General features: G+C 70.5%; 13 protein-coding genes. 7 read left to right on the top strand and 6 right to left on the bottom strand.

Features of this window, described 5'->3' with window-relative positions:
* Positions 1-387: 387 nt before the first annotated feature.
* The 7 genes from VGZ32_RS06525 (at position 388) to VGZ32_RS06555 (ending at position 6,808) form a co-directional block, all read left to right on the top strand.
* The gene (locus tag VGZ32_RS06525) at positions 388-1,437 is read left to right on the top strand and encodes an ABC transporter substrate-binding protein (RefSeq protein ID WP_326884934.1); all 1,050 of its coding nucleotides are present in this window, start codon (positions 388-390) and stop codon (positions 1,435-1,437) included.
* A 123-nt stretch (positions 1,438-1,560) separates the two neighbouring features.
* Positions 1,561-2,322 (top strand): FAD-dependent thymidylate synthase, encoded by a 762-nt coding sequence (gene thyX / locus VGZ32_RS06530; protein WP_326884935.1) that lies wholly within the window; start codon positions 1,561-1,563, stop codon positions 2,320-2,322.
* A 332-nt stretch (positions 2,323-2,654) separates the two neighbouring features.
* Entirely contained in the window at positions 2,655-3,557 is a 903-nt protein-coding gene (gene dapA / locus VGZ32_RS06535) for a 4-hydroxy-tetrahydrodipicolinate synthase (protein WP_326884936.1), read from the top strand.
* Between the two features lie 210 nt (positions 3,558-3,767).
* Positions 3,768-5,453, top strand: coding sequence for a ribonuclease J (locus tag VGZ32_RS06540; protein WP_349263517.1), 1,686 nt, complete (start codon positions 3,768-3,770; stop codon positions 5,451-5,453).
* Positions 5,454-5,790: 337 nt separating this feature from the next.
* Positions 5,791-6,249, top strand: a complete 459-nt coding sequence (locus VGZ32_RS06545; protein WP_326884938.1) for a helix-turn-helix domain-containing protein — start codon at positions 5,791-5,793, stop codon at positions 6,247-6,249.
* Positions 6,246-6,566, top strand: a complete 321-nt coding sequence (locus tag VGZ32_RS06550; protein WP_326884939.1) for a hypothetical protein — start codon at positions 6,246-6,248, stop codon at positions 6,564-6,566. The genes VGZ32_RS06545 and VGZ32_RS06550 overlap by 4 nt, the downstream gene beginning before the upstream one ends.
* Entirely contained in the window at positions 6,524-6,808 is a 285-nt protein-coding gene (locus VGZ32_RS06555) for a hypothetical protein (protein WP_326884940.1), read from the top strand. The genes VGZ32_RS06550 and VGZ32_RS06555 overlap by 43 nt, the downstream gene beginning before the upstream one ends.
* Before the next feature lie 339 nt (positions 6,809-7,147).
* Here VGZ32_RS06555 and VGZ32_RS06560 read toward each other — a convergent pair whose 3' ends face one another.
* The 6 genes from VGZ32_RS06560 to eccD all read right to left on the bottom strand — a co-directional run bounded on the left by VGZ32_RS06560 (position 7,148) and on the right by eccD (position 14,256).
* Positions 7,148-7,609: a hypothetical protein gene (locus VGZ32_RS06560; RefSeq protein ID WP_326884941.1), complete on the bottom strand. Its 462-nt coding sequence runs from the start codon at positions 7,607-7,609 to the stop codon at positions 7,148-7,150.
* Positions 7,609-8,352 carry a 4-hydroxy-tetrahydrodipicolinate reductase gene (dapB, locus tag VGZ32_RS06565; RefSeq protein WP_349263518.1) on the bottom strand — a complete coding sequence of 248 codons (744 nt, stop codon included), beginning with the start codon at positions 8,350-8,352 and terminating at the stop codon, positions 7,609-7,611. Before dapB ends, VGZ32_RS06560 begins: the two co-directional genes overlap by 1 nt.
* Before the next feature lie 70 nt (positions 8,353-8,422).
* Entirely contained in the window at positions 8,423-9,805 is a 1,383-nt protein-coding gene (locus tag VGZ32_RS06570; RefSeq protein ID WP_326884943.1) for a pitrilysin family protein, read from the bottom strand.
* A gap of 16 nt (positions 9,806-9,821) precedes the next feature.
* Positions 9,822-12,056, bottom strand: coding sequence for a polyribonucleotide nucleotidyltransferase (locus VGZ32_RS06575; RefSeq protein WP_326884944.1), 2,235 nt, complete (start codon positions 12,054-12,056; stop codon positions 9,822-9,824).
* A 372-nt stretch (positions 12,057-12,428) separates the two neighbouring features.
* Positions 12,429-12,698, bottom strand: coding sequence for a 30S ribosomal protein S15 (rpsO, locus tag VGZ32_RS06580; RefSeq protein WP_326884945.1), 270 nt, complete (start codon positions 12,696-12,698; stop codon positions 12,429-12,431).
* Positions 12,699-12,825: 127 nt separating this feature from the next.
* A complete protein-coding gene (gene eccD, locus VGZ32_RS06585; RefSeq protein WP_326884946.1) occupies positions 12,826-14,256 on the bottom strand; it encodes a type VII secretion integral membrane protein EccD in 1,431 nt (476 codons plus the stop codon).
* Positions 14,257-14,407: the final 151 nt, after the last annotated feature.

The following is a 14,407-nucleotide window of genomic DNA, read 5'->3' on the forward strand; positions in this document are numbered from 1 at the left end:
AACGCATTCCAGCACAGCTCTGGTACTGAGGCCAAGACGAGGGTAGGAGGAATCGACGACATGCCGGTGAATATCTTGGGCAAAACGGGAGGTACCGGACCGAATTTCGGAAAAATTTGGTACCGCGGCTGGCGCATTGCCCCCCTCCGCTGTCAAACTGCCGCCACGTCGCCGAACCCGCGACTGAGCAGGGAAGATGCGATCTTCTACGGTCCGTGCTCGTAGGACCGCGAAGCGTAGTCGCGGGCCTCGCGCCCGGCTTTCCGCACGCTTCGGTGAACTTGAATCCCCGGCGTCGCAGGATATCGCCGACACCCCATTCGTCGCGGGCATTGAGGTCGATTAGCATTGCGCCGCAGGCGTCTGAACGTCCCGAGAGGTAGCCCCATGTCCCACCCGCGCCGGACCGCCCGACGGCGGCGCCTTCTGACCGGGCTCGCGCTGGGCGTGGCCGCAGCGTCCGTGGCGGTTTCGGCGACCGCGTGCAGCGGAGGCTCGAGCGGCCTCGGCAGCCCCGACACCACCAACCTGCGGGTCGGGGTGGTGGACTCGGTGGGCGTGGTGCCGTTCGAGATCGGGATCTCGCCGTCGTACCACAGCTTCAGCGACGCGGGCCTGGCGATCACCGAGCAGAAGTTCGCCAGCGAGTCCGACGAGCTCGCCGCGCTGGCGCAGAACAAGATCGACATCGCTTACGGCGAGTACTCGCAGTTCCTCAGCGGCGACGGCAACGCCAGCCAGGACCTCACCGCGAAGAACCAGATGCGCATCGTCAGCGAGGCATACGACGCCGCGCCGGACACGATCGCGCTCGTGGTGCGCAAGGGCGGCGTGGCGCCGAACCTCCCGTTGCAGAACGGCCGCGACTTCTGCAAGAGCGGCTACACGATCGGGGTGAGCAGCTACTACAGCACCGAGTACCTGGCGCTGTCGAACTGGCTCCAGTCGCAGAGCACGCCGGTCGCGATCGGCAACTGCGCGGGGATCGTGAACCTCGGCGACCCGACCACCGTCATCAAGGCCGTGGCGAGCGGGCAGATCACCGCTGGGGCCTTGCAGGAGCCGTACGTGACCGCGGGCGAGATCGACGCGAGCCTGCGCGTGGCGGCGGATCTGGCCAGCGGCAACGCCGCCGACATGCCGGTGGACGGCTACTTCGCCACCACCGACTTCGTGACCAGGTACCCGCGCACCACGGCGATCTTCGCCGCGGTGATGGCCAAGCTGCAGGCGACCGGCGGGCAGCGGATCGCGGTGGAGACCGCGCTGGGCACGGCGGCCGGCAACGACCCGCTGGTGACCACGGCGATGCAGCTGGGCACCTACCCCACCGTGGTGCTGCCGGCCAAGCTGGAGATCGTGAACCGGCTGATGGACTCGGCGGGCACCATCAACGGCCCGCTCGACGTGGCCACGCTCACCAACCTCACCGCCTGACGCGCTCTCGCTCTCCCTGACGCGCCGCAGCCGGGGACCGGGCGGCGTCAGTCCCTCCCGATACGCTTGCGCGGACCGGCCGATCGCGGGCCGGTCCCGCACCGGGAACGAGGGAGCAGCGCCGTGACCGAATCAGCCCAGCCGTCCTCCGAGGCCGCGAACGCCCCGTTGGAGGACGTGCGCTTCCGCTCGGACGTCACCGTCGAACTGGTCAAAGCCCAGGCCCGCGATTCGGATGTGCTGTTCGCCGCCCGGGTGTCCACTACTGGCGAGCAGTCCCTGGACCAGGTCGGCGCGGACGCCTCGGGCTCGGCCGGGCTGATCAACTTCCTGATGCGGGACCGGCACGGCAGCCCGTTCGAGCACAACCGGTTCACCTTCTTCGTCTCCGCGCCGATCTTCGTGTTCCGGGAGTTCCATCGCCACCGGACCTTCAGCTACAACGAGGAGAGCGGGCGCTACCGCCGGTTGGAGCCGGTGTTCTACGTGCCCGGCCCCGAGCGCAAGCTGGTGCAGGAGGGCAAGCCGGGCCGGTACGTGTTCGTCGACGGCACGCCGGAGCAGCACAAGCTGGTGGACGAGGCGACGCGCCGGGTGTGCTTCGAGGCGTACCGCGCGTACCTGGAGATGCTCGAGGCCGGAGTCGCCCGCGAGGTCGCCCGCGGCGTACTGCCGGTGTCGATCTTCTCCTCCATGTACGCGACCTGCAACGCGCGGGCCCTGATGCACTTCCTGTCGCTGCGCACCAAGCGGGAGGACTCGGCGTTCCCCTCGTTCCCGCAGCGGGAGATCGAGATGGTGGCCGAGCGGATGGAGGAGTTCTTCGCGCGGGAGATGCCGCTCACTCATGCCGCGTTCAACCGGAACGGCCGGGTCGCTCCGTAACCGGCGGGAGGGGAGCGGCCTCGCCGCCGCGCACCGCCCGAACTGGTGCGACCACCACCCAATCGGATGAAAACAGTGCCCAGCGCCGTGTCTTCCGTCGTGGATCGTCGATAGTCATAGCGGATCCCGTCGCCTCCTGGACCCCCGAGCAGGAGGCGACGGGATCCTTCCACGGTCGGTCCGGGCTTGTGAGCCGACCCGGTGGACGGGTGCCGGAGAGCCCCACCGGCCCTGCTGACTTAGCGGCGCGCGGTGGTGGCTGGCACGGGTTTATCCACAGGGCGCGGGCACTGGACCTGACGCGGGTCACCACCGCCCGGTAGCTTTATCCCATGGCCTCCAGCATGTCCTCGCCCCAAGCGCCGTTCGGCCGCATCCTGACCGCGATGGTCACCCCGTTCACCGCCGACGGCGATCTCGACCTCGACGGCGCCCAGCGGCTGGCCGCGCACCTGATCGAGGCCGGCTGCGACGGCCTCGTGCTCAGCGGCACCACCGGGGAGTCGCCGACCACGACGGACGAGGAGAAGACCGCGCTCATCCGCGCGGTGGTGGAGGCGGTCGGGGACCGGGCGCACGTGATCGCCGGGGCGGGCACGAACGACACCCGCCACTCGGTGGCCCAGGCGGTCGCCGCCGAGCGGGCCGGGGCCGAGGGACTGCTCGCGGTGACGCCCTACTACTCGAAGCCGCCCCAGGAGGGCGTGTACCGCCACTTCACCGCCATCGCCGACGCCACCGGCCTTCCGGTGATGGTCTACGACATCCCGGGGCGCACGGCCACCCCGATCGAGTCGGAGACGCTGGTGCGGCTCGCCGAGCACGACCGGATCGTGGCGGTCAAGGACGCCAAGGCAGACCTCGGCGCGTCCAGTTGGGTGATGGCGCGCACCGACCTGGCCTACTACTCGGGCGACGACATTCTGAACCTGCCACTGCTGTCGATCGGCGCAGTCGGCTGCGTGTCGGTGGCGAGCCACCTGGTCGCGGCCGATCTGCGGGCGATGTTCGACGCCTACTTCGCCGGCGAGGCAGGCAAGGCCCGTGACATCCACCGGTCGCTGCTGCCGGTCTTCACCGGTATTTTCCGCACCCAGGGGGTAATCACCACGAAGGCGGCGCTGCGCCGGCTCGGCCTGCCGAGCGGCCCGGTGCGCCTCCCGCTGGTGGACCTCACGGAGCAGCAACTGGAGGTTCTGCGGCAGGACTTGGCGGACAGCGGTATCGCCCTCTGACAGCCGCCCAGCCACGCCCAAGGCGGCCGCACCCGAGCTCGGCACCACCCGTACCACCGACCAGACCCCCGTCCAGCCCGACCCCCTGACTGATCCACCACAACCAAATCCACCACAGCCGACCACGGCGCGGGGCACCGCACCGGGCACACGACCCGGACGGCGTGCGCCGCGCGGATGAACGACGCGACCGCGAACTGGAGCCGCTTGATGAGCCACCCGCATCCCGATCTGGGGCAACCGCCGGAGCTGCCGGAAGGCGCGCTGCGTATCACCCCGCTCGGCGGGCTCGGCGAGATCGGCCGGAACATGACCGTCTTCGAGTACGCCGGCAAGCTCCTGATCGTCGACTGCGGGGTGCTCTTCCCCGAGCCCGATCAACCCGGCGTGGACCTGATCCTGCCGGACTTCACCTCGATCCGGGACCGGTACGACGACGTGGTCGCGGTGGTCCTGACGCACGGCCACGAGGACCACATCGGCGCGGTGCCGTACCTGCTGCGGGAGCGCGCCGACATCCCGCTGGTGGGCTCGCAGCTCACCCTCGCGCTGATCGAGGCCAAGCTCGCCGAGCACCGCATCCGGCCGTACACGCTCGAGGTCAAGGAGGGCGAGACCGAGCGGATCGGCCCGTTCGACTGCTCCTTCCTCGCGGTCAACCACTCGATCCCGGACGCGCTCGCGGTGGTGATCGAGACCGGCGCCGGGACGGTGCTGCACACCGGCGACTTCAAGATGGACCAGCTGCCTCTGGACGGCCGGCTGACCGACCTGACCGGGATCGCCAAGCTCGGCGAGCGCGGGATCGACCTGGTGCTGGCCGACTCCACCAACGCCGAGGTGCCCGGCTTCGTGCCCAGCGAGCGGGAGATCGCCCCGGCACTGGAGCGGGCGTTCGCCCAGGCCACCCGGCGGATCATCGTGGCCTCCTTCGCCAGCCACGTGCACCGCATCCAGCAGGTGTTGGACATCGCCGCCAAGAACCGGCGCAAGGTGGCCTTTGTCGGCCGCTCGATGGTGCGCAACATGGGGGTCGCGCGCGACCTCGGCTATCTGAGGGTTCCGGACGGGCTGATGGTCGACGCGCGGGCGCTCGACGATTACGCCCCCGAACAGGTCGTGCTGGTGTGCACCGGCTCCCAGGGGGAGCCGATGGCGGCGCTGTCCCGGATGGCCAACCGCGACCACCAGATCCGGATCGTCGAGGACGACACGGTGATCCTGGCGTCCTCGCTGATCCCGGGCAACGAGACGGCCGTCTACCGGGTCATCAACGGCCTGACCCGGTGGGGCGCGAAGGTGGTGCACAAGGGCAACGCGAAGGTGCACGTCTCGGGCCACGCCTCGGCCGGCGAGCTGCTCTACTTCTACAACCTGGCCCGGCCGCGCAACGTCATGCCGGTGCACGGTGAGTGGCGCCACCTGCGGGCGAACGGGGAGCTGGCCCAGCTGACCGGCGTCCCGGCGGACCGGATCGTGATCGCCGAGGACGGCGTCGCGGTGGACCTGGTCGACGGGGTCGCGCGGATCAGCGGCAAGGTGCCGTGCGGCTACGTGTACGTGGACGGGCTGTCGGTCGGCGACGTGACCGAGGCGAGCCTGAAGGACCGGCGGATCCTCGGCGAGGAGGGCTTCATCTCGGTGTTCGTGGTGGTCGACGCGGACACCGGCAAGGTCAGCGGCGGTCTGCAGGTGCAGTCCCGGGGCGCCGGGATCGACGACGACCGGCTGGCCGCGGTCACCCCACTGATCGAGGAGGCGCTGGCGCAGGCCGCCGCGGACGGCGTCGGCGACGCGTACCAGCTTCAGCAGCTGGTGCGGCGCACGGTCGGCAAGTGGGTGTCGGATACGTTCCGCCGCCGGCCGATGATCGTGCCGGTCGTCGTCGAGGTCTGACGCTGCACGGTCAGTCCCACGCGCTCCCGTCCTCGCTCCGCTCGGCCGTCCGCTCGCGGTGACGCTTCGCTTGCGCCTGCGGCTGGCCCGGCGTCCGCCGGAACTGAGCTCCCGCCCACCCAACCCTCCGCTCCGCGGCCCGAGGGGCCGCTATGCGGACTGGACGCGCCGCCCGGCCCCGGAGCGGAGGGCCTGGCGGCGCTGGATCGTTCTGGTCGCGGCGGGCTGGCAGCTTCCGCGATTACACTAACGATCAAACTTGCGATTCTTTCGATTTGGCGCGATCATGCCCTTACGGGTCCCCCCACGAAGGCGGAGGCGAGTCACGATGACAGTCATGGCTGAGCGACCAGTCCTGCCTCCGACAGACCCCGGCGAACAGCATGAGCTGGACGAGATCGCCGCCCTCCTGACGGAGACGCCCGCGACACTCGCACTCATCGCGCGCGACGGCTCGATGGTCCACCTGCCACCGGCTTTGCTCGATGTCCTCGCGCAAGTCATTGCCGCCATGCGAGCGGGCCGCGCAATCACCATCGCGCCCCTTGCGCAGCGGTTGACCACTCAGGAAGCCGCCGAACTGCTCGGTGTTAGCCGGCCCACGCTGATTAAGCTGCTCGAAGAGGGAAAGATCCCCTTCGAACTGCCCGGGCGCCACCGCCGCATCCGGCTGGACGATCTGCTCGACTATCAGGATCGGCGCAGGAGCGAGCGCAAGGAGTCGCTTGACGAACTCGTGCGGCAAACCGAGGAACTCGGGCTCTACCGCGACGAGTCCGACACCGAAACACGGTGACCGTGTTCGCAGCCGTGCTTGACGCGTGCGTCCTGTTTCCGAACTTCCTTCGCGACACCGTGCTCACGCTTGCCGAGCAGGAGCTTTTTCGCCCGCTGTGGTCCGCGGCGATCCTCGCCGAGGTCCGCCGCAACGTGCTTGCCAAACGCGAAGTCGACGCCGACGCCTTCGATCGAACTCTGCTCCTCATGAATACCGCGTTCGACGACGCGATGGTCGAGGATTGGGAACCGCTTGTCACGGGCTCGATCTTCCCGATCCCGACGACACGCACGTGCTCGCGGCGGCGATCGCAGGCGGCGCGCAGTCGATCGTGACCTTCAATCTCGTCGACTTTCCCACGGCACGCCTCGAACCGCTCAACATCGAAGCCGTGCATCCCGACGCTTTCCTCCTTGATCAGCTCGACCTCGCGCCAGCGACGGTCCTCGCGGCCCTGCGGCGGCAAGCAAGCCGGTTCCGCAAGCCTCCGATGGACCTGAGCGGACTGCTAGCCCGCCTCGAACGCTGCGGCGTGCCCAACTTCACTGAAGAAATCCGCCGCCGAACCGCGCTCTGAAAGCGGGACGTAAGCGCACGATCCAGCGCCGCCCGGCCCCGGAGCGGAGGGCCGCCAGGCCCGACGCGAGGAGCCGGGCGGCGCGTCCAGTCCGCGTAGCGGCCCCTCGGGCCGCGGGAGCGGAGGGTTGGGTGAACGGGAGCTCAGTTCCGGCGGACGCCGGGCCAGCCGCAGGCGCAAGCGAAGCGTCACCGCGAGCGGACGGCCGAGCGGAGCGAGGACGGAGCACGCGCGGCACAGACCACACCGGTCGACGCGACCTGAGCACAGCCAAGCCCGACACGCCCCCGGAGCGAAGCGAGGAGGCGGGTGGGGAATCCTCCGTGCAGTGATTACGAGCTACGGCTGCCGGGCCAGGCGGATTGCGTGGCGCATGGCGGCTCTGGCGCGCGATTTGTCCTTCGCCGCCGAGTAGGCGGTGGCGAGCCGGTACCAGGTGCGCCAGTCGCCGGGCGCGGCCTCGGTCTCGGCCTTGCGCCGGGCGAACAGTCCGTCCGCCGCGGCGCGGTCGATCCGGCCGCCCGGCGACCTGGGCAGCGCGTCGATCTCCTCCTGGCCCGACTCGTGGGCGTCGTCGAGGGTGACCGCCAGCCGCTCGGTGGCGAAGCCGAACTGGATCTCGCGCACCAGGAACCAGCCGCCCAGGAAGCCGAACACCAGCAATCCGACGCCGAACGCTCCGGACAGCGCCGAGTGCAGGTGGACGGCGTCATAGAGGGCGAGGATGCCCTTCCACAGGCACAGGGCCAGATAGAAGACCAGGACCGCGCCGAGGAGGAACGCGGCCGTCCGGGCGCGCATCACAGGTCCAGATAGTGCTCAAGGCCGAGAGTCAGCCCCGGGTGGTCGGCGACCTGCCGCACGGCCAGCACCACGCCGGGCATGAACGACACCCGGTCGAGCGAGTCGTGCCGGATGGTCAGCGTCTCGCCTCGGCCGCCGAGCAGGACCTCCTGATGGGCGATCAGACCGCGCAGCCGGACCGAGTGCACGGGGATGCCCTCGACGGTCCCGCCGCGGTGGTGGTCGGCGTCCTCCACGGTCGCGTCGGGCAGCGGGGCACTGTTCGCGGCGGCACGGGCCTCGGCGATCAGCTGCGCGGTGCGGAGCGCGGTGCCGCTAGGCGCGTCCGCCTTGTCGGGGTGGTGCAGCTCGATCACCTCGACCGACTCGAAGTACGGCGCGGCCCGCGCGGCGAACTTCATCATCAGCACGGCGCCGAGCGAGAAGTTCGGGGCGATCAGCACGCCGGTGCCGGCCGGCGCCTCGGCGAGCCAGCCGCGCACGGTGTCCAGCCGGTCCGGGGTGAAGCCGCTGGTGCCGACGACGGCGTGGATGCCGTTGCGCACGCAGAACTCGAGGTTGCCCATCACCGCGCCGGGGTGGGTGAAGTCGACCGCGACCGTCGCGCCCGCCTCGACGGCGAGCTTCGGGTCGTCGTGCAGGTCGATCCGGGCGGCTACGGTGAGCCCGTCGGCGGCCTCGATCGCCTCGCAGACCTGGTTGCCCATCCGGCCGGCGGCGCCGAACACGGCTACTTTGATCACGTTGCGTCCTACCCAGTCGATCTCCAGCCCGGGCGCTTACGTCCCGGGCTTCCTACGCCCCTTACCCCTACCCTGCGAACGCGGAGGGGTCCTTGTAAGGCCCGATCACAGCGAACGCCGGAGCGGCCGTCAGCAGTTGCCCCGCCACGGCACGCACCTCGTCCAGCGTGACCCCGGAGATCAGGTCGAGCACGGCATCCACCGAGAGGTGCTCGCCGTATACCAGCTCGCCCTTGCCGATCCGGCTCATCCGCGACCCGGTGTCCTCCAGGCCCAGCACCATGCCGCCGCGCAGCTGTCCGATGCCGAGGGCGAGCTCGTCCGAGGTGATGCCGTCCTCGACCAGCTTCTCGATCTCGGCGCGGCACAGGCCCAGCACCTCGCGCAGTCGCTTGGGCTGGCAGCCGGCGTAGACGCCGAAGCAGCCGGCGTCCGCGTACTGCGAGGCGTAGCTGTACACGGAGTAGGCCAGGCCGCGCTTCTCCCGTACTTCCTGGAAGAGGCGCGAGGACATGCCGCCGCCCAGGACGGCCGCCAGCACGCCGAGGGCCCAGCGCCGGTCGTCGGTCCGGTGCACCCCGGGAACGCCGAACACGACGTGCGCCTGCTCGGTCTTGCGGTTGATCAGGCGTGTCGCGGTGCCCGAGGGCGGTGCGCTCGTCAGCTGGCGCGGCCCGTACGGCGCCACCGCGCCTTCAAGGCTCAGGTGTGAGGCTGCGGCGCCGCGGCTCAGGCCCTCGTAGACGAGCTCGACGACGCGGTCGTGCTCGAGGTTGCCGGCCGCCGCGACCACCAGGTTGGGCCCCGCGTAGTGGCGGTGGTAGTGCTCGGCGATCTGGTCCCTGGTCAGGCCCTTGACCGAGGCGGCGGTCCCGGCGATCGGGCGGCCGAGCGGGGTGTCGCCGAACAGGGCGAGGGCGAACTCGTCGTGCACCACGTCGCCGGGGTCGTCCTCGGCCATCGCGATCTCCTCGAGGATCACCCCGCGCTCCGACTCGACGTCCTGCGGCCGGATCAGCGCCGAGGACACCACGTCGGTGATCACGTCGGCCGCCAGCGGCAGGTCGGCGTCGAGCACCCGCGCGTAGTAACAGGTGTATTCCTTCGTGGTGAACGCGTTGATCTCGCCGCCGACGGCTTCGATGGAGGCGGAGATGTCCAGCGCGGACCGCCGGGCCGTGCCCTTGAACAGCAGGTGCTCGAGGAAGTGGCTGGCGCCGGCGGTCTGCGGGCCCTCGTCCCGCGAGCCGACGCCGACCCACACCCCGAGGGTCGCCGAACGGACCGAGGGCATCGCCTCGGTGATGACCCGCACGCCCCCGGGCAGCACGGTGCGGCGCAGCGCGCCCGCACCGGCCGACCCGGGTAGCAGCGTCTCGGTGGACGGCAGGGTCTCGGTGGTGCCGGGGGCCTGCTCCCCGGCACCGGAGAAGGAGACTCGATCGGTCATGGAGCGGCTCGGTGGATCAAGCCTCGGGCGTCGCGTCGGGCGAGGCCGCCGGCGCCTCGCCCTCGGCGGGGGTCTCGACCACCGGGATGAGCGAGAGCTTGCCGCGCTGGTCGATCTCGGCGATCTCCACCTGCAGCTTGTCGCCGACCTTGACCACGTCCTCGACGTTCTCCACCCGCTTGCCGCCGGCGATCTTGCGCAGCTGCGAGACGTGCAGCAGGCCGTCCTTGCCGGGCATCAGCGAGACGAACGCGCCGAAGGTGGTGGTCTTCACGACCGTGCCGAGGTAGCGCTCGCCGACCTCGGGCATGGTCGGGTTGGCGATCTGGTTGATCGTCACCCGGGCCGCCTCCGCCGACGGGCCGTCGGCCGCGCCGATGTAGATGGTGCCGTCGTCCTCGATGGTGATGTCGGCGCCGGTGTCCTCCTGGATCTGGTTGATCATCTTGCCCTTCGGGCCGATGACCTCGCCGATCTTGTCCACCGGGATCTTCACCGTGATGATCCGCGGGGCGTAGACGGACATCTCGTCCGGCGCGTCGATCGCCTCGAGCATCACCTCGAGCACGTGCAGGCGCGCGTCGCGGGCCTGCTTGAGCGCCTGGGCGAGCACGGAGGCGGGGATGCCGTCGAGCTTGGTGTCGAGCTGGAGCGCGGTGACGAACTCCTTGGTGCCGGCCACCTTGAAGTCCATGTCGCCGTACGCGTCCTCGGCGCCGAGGATGTCGGTCAGCGCGACGTACTCGATCTTGCCGTCGACGTCCGCCGAGACCAGGCCCATCGCGATGCCCGCGACCGGCGCCTTGAGCGGCACGCCCGCGTTCAGCAGCGACATGGTCGAGGCGCAGACCGAGCCCATCGAGGTGGAGCCGTTGGAGCCGAGCGCCTCGGAGACCTGCCGGATCGCGTAGGGGAAGTCCTCGCGGGCGGGCAGCACCGGGACCAGCGCCCGCTCGGCCAGCGCGCCGTGGCCGATCTCGCGCCGCTTGGGCGAGCCGACCCGGCCGGTCTCGCCGGTGGAGTACGGCGGGAAGTTGTAGTTGTGCATGTACCGCTTGCGCGTCTCCGGCGCGAGGGTGTCCAGCTGCTGCTCCATCCGCAGCATGTTGAGGGTGGTGACGCCCAGGATCTGGGTCTCGCCGCGCTCGAACAGCGCCGAGCCGTGCACCCGCGGGACGACTTCGACCTCTGCGGACAGTGCCCGGATGTCGGCCACGCCGCGCCCGTCGATGCGGACCCGGTCGCGGATGATCCGCTCGCGCACCAGCTTCTTGGTCAGCGCGCGGAAGGCGCCGGGGATCTCCTTCTCCCGGCCCTCGAACTGGCCGACCAGCTTCTCGACCACGGCGGCCTTGACCCGGTCGGTCTCGGCCTCGCGCTCCTGCTTGCCCGCGATGGTCAGCGCGGCGGCCAGGTCCGCGGTGGCCGCCTCGGCGACCGCGTCGAACACGTCCTGCTGGTAGTCCAGGAACAGCGGGAACTCGGCGACCGGCTTGGCGGCCTTGGAGGCCAGCTCGGCCTGCGCCTCGCACAGGGTCTTGATGAACGGCTTGGCGGCCTCGAGTCCCTCGGCCACGACCTCCTCGGTCGGCGCCACGGCGCCGCCCGCGACCAGCGCGATCGTGGCCGTGGTGGCCTCGGCCTCGACCATCATGATGGCCACGTCGCCGTCCTCGAGCACCCGTCCGGCCACGACCATGTCGAAGACCGCGCCCCCGAGCTCTTCGTGGGTCGGGAACGCGACCCACTGGCCCTCGATCAGCGCCACCCGCACGCCGCCGATCGGCCCGGAGAAGGGCAGCCCGGCCAGCTGGGTGGAGGCGGAGGCGGCGTTGATCGCGACCACGTCGTAGAGGTGCTGCGGGTGCAGCGCCATGATGGTCGCCACGATCTGGATCTCGTTGCGCAGGCCCTTCGCGAACGAGGGGCGCAGCGGCCGGTCGATCAGCCGGCAGGTGAGGATCGCGTCCTCGGACGGGCGGCCCTCGCGGCGGAAGAAGGAGCCGGGGATCCGGCCCGCCGCGTACATCCGCTCCTCGACGTCGACGGTCAGCGGGAAGAAGTCGAGCTGGTCCTTCGGGTGCTTCGAGTAGGTCGTCGCAGAGAGGACCATCGTCTCGCCGTCGAGGTATGCCACCGCGGACCCGGCCGCCTGCCGGGCCAGCCGCCCGGTCTCGAACCGGACCGTGCGGGTGCCGAAGCGGCCGTTGTCGATGACCGCTTCCGTCGTGTAACTGCTGGGACCCTCCACGGGTGCCCTCCTTGTCGTGTCCGTCGGAACGCGACGTCGCCGAAGCGGCGACCTCAGGTTGGACACCGGTCTCCGATCGAAGCCGCCGGCGCGCCCGCGGGTCTCCCGCGGCTCCGACGGCCACTACCGAAGATCGGCATCGGCCTCTTTCTGCGGCGATGGACGCCGCGTTCCTGCCGTGCGGCCCACCCTCCTTGGGCGGGCCCCTCTTTCCTTACTTAGTTAGCTATCCATAGCCACGCTAACCCATGCAGCACAGCCCTGGCGCCCCGAAACACCACAACGGCGAACGGCCGGCCCAGGGCCCCGGGCGCGATACGCCAAAGGAGCGGCGCCCGAATCCTGCCGGGCACCGCTCCCGTGAGTCAGCCGCTATCGGCGCAGACCAAGCCGCTCGATCAGCGAGCGGTAGCGCTCGATGTCCTTCGCGGCGAGGTACTTCAGCAGCCGCCGCCGCTTACCCACCAGCTGGTACATACCGCGGCGGGAGTGGTGGTCGTGCTTGTGCGCCTTCAGGTGCTCGGTCAGGTCGTTGATCCGCTTGGTCAGCAGCGCGACCTGGACCTCGGGGGAGCCGGTGTCGCCCTCGGCGGTGCCGTACTCGGCCAGGATCTGCTTCTTCGTCGCGACGTCGAGGGACATCGGCGGCTCCTTCTCGCTCACTCGTATGGGCGCCCCCGGTCTAGGTCACGGAGGCGAATGAACCCATGAGACGGCCGGACAAGCTCCAGCCGTCGGATGTGTCAAGTCTATCCGACGTTCGATGCGCTCAATGACCGACCGACTGGACGGTCCCGTAGACACCGAGCACGCCGAGCAGGACCGGGATGACGGAGGCGAGTAGCAGCCCGTCGAGCAGGTCGACGGTGCGGGCCCAGCGCGGCGAGAGCGACCGGTTCGGCAGGGCGAGCCCGACCGCGAGCATGATCAGGCCGCCCGCCAACACCGCGCCGAAGAACCAGGTCTGCCGCGCAGTGGCGGACACGTGGATGCCGACGCCGACCAGCAGCACCACGAGCGTCGCGGCGCCGCCCCAGACCAGCGTGCCGACCTGTCCCGCGCGCCGGAACAGCCGGGCCCGGGACAGCGCGGCCAGGCCGAGGACGGCGGCCAGGCACTGCGCCCAGACGCCGCCGCCGCGGCCGTCGGTGGAGAAGGCCAGGGTGAGCGAGCTGAGCAGGATGGTCAGCATGCAGGCGGCGGTCAGCCCGGTGAGCAGTTCGTGCCCGCGCCGGGTGCGCCGCTCGATCGCGGCGGTGTCGATCGGGTCGTCGTTGCCGGGCGGCAGGCTCGCCTTCTGGGCACCGCTGGTGACCTGCGGCGCGCCGTCGACCAGCTGCGGCATCGGGAAACGCATGAGGCGCAGGGCGAGGCCGGGCAGGAAGCCGATGGCGGCGAGCGCGACGGTCCCGGCGCCGGCCGCGAGCTTGGCCGGGTCGGCCCCGGTCGCCAGGCCCGCCGCGCCGGCGATCGCGCCCGCGCCGGCCGCGACGGCGGCGGCCAGGTACGGCTCGTCGTGCTCTTCCTGAATGATCGCGCCGATCGCGGAGATCACGAGCACCGCGCAGCAGCCGACCACGAAGTGCGAACGGCCCAGACCGGCTCCAGCGTCAACCGGCAGGATGCCGATTCCGCCGAGAAAAGCGTAGGGCACGGCGCATCCGCCGAGGACCGCGCCGCCGATGTGGTCGCCGTATACGCGTGAGCGGACGCCGCCGCCGAAAGTAAGCAGCAGGGCCATGAGACCGGCCACGAACGCGGGCATGCCGTGCGGGTTGCCCGCAGTCCACAGCACCCAGGCACCGAGGGCGAGCAGCACTGCGCCCGCGCTCAGGCCGACCCGCCGGAAGTGCGGGCCGCCCCACATCCGGCGGCTGTCGGAGACGCTGCTCGCGATCGCGTCCACCACGTCGTCGTACACCGGCGGCGGGAGCGTCTCAGTCGCCGGACGCAGGTATAGCAGGTCCCCGTTACGCACCCCCTGCGCGGCGAGGGAGACCCCTGTGTCGAGTTCTGAGCCGTCGAGGCGGGCGAGCACGAACCCCGCGTGCGCCCCCTCGCTCTGCCACTGGTCGGCCATGCGCAGCACGTCGGGCAGCAGTTCGGCGAGCGGCACGTCCTCCGGCAGCGCGACGTCGACCCGGATATTCGGCGCGACTACGGTGATTCGGCAGAATCCTGTCATCACGACGCTGCTCAACGAAATGCCCCTCCTCGTCCCCGTCGCGCATGGCTATTTCGCGCGCGAAGCACTCTACTAGTATTCGGGCAGCGCGACACCGCCCTGGCGACGGCGGTCGAGGGCGCTTTCCGAAGTCGGAGCACATGCGCGCGCTTCGGGCGTGGACGGT

Origin of the sequence: Actinocrinis sp., assembly GCF_035938995.1 — a bacterium.
Lineage (GTDB): Bacteria > Actinomycetota > Actinomycetes > Streptomycetales > Catenulisporaceae > DASZGI01.

What these genes read in the sequence shown, in the direction of transcription:
- dapA (WP_326884936.1), top strand. Translation starts at nt 2,655, where the DNA reads ATGGCCTCCAGCATGTCCTCGCCCCAAGCGCCGTTCGGCCGCATCCTG.
- VGZ32_RS06570 (WP_326884943.1), bottom strand. Translation starts at nt 9,805, where the DNA reads ATGACCGATCGAGTCTCCTTCTCCGGTGCCGGGGAGCAGGCCCCCGGC.
- VGZ32_RS06545 (WP_326884938.1), top strand. Translation starts at nt 5,791, where the DNA reads ATGGCTGAGCGACCAGTCCTGCCTCCGACAGACCCCGGCGAACAGCAT.
- VGZ32_RS06540 (WP_349263517.1), top strand. Translation starts at nt 3,768, where the DNA reads ATGAGCCACCCGCATCCCGATCTGGGGCAACCGCCGGAGCTGCCGGAA.
- rpsO (WP_326884945.1), bottom strand. Translation starts at nt 12,698, where the DNA reads ATGTCCCTCGACGTCGCGACGAAGAAGCAGATCCTGGCCGAGTACGGC.
- VGZ32_RS06525 (WP_326884934.1), top strand. Translation starts at nt 388, where the DNA reads ATGTCCCACCCGCGCCGGACCGCCCGACGGCGGCGCCTTCTGACCGGG.
- VGZ32_RS06560 (WP_326884941.1), bottom strand. Translation starts at nt 7,609, where the DNA reads ATGCGCGCCCGGACGGCCGCGTTCCTCCTCGGCGCGGTCCTGGTCTTC.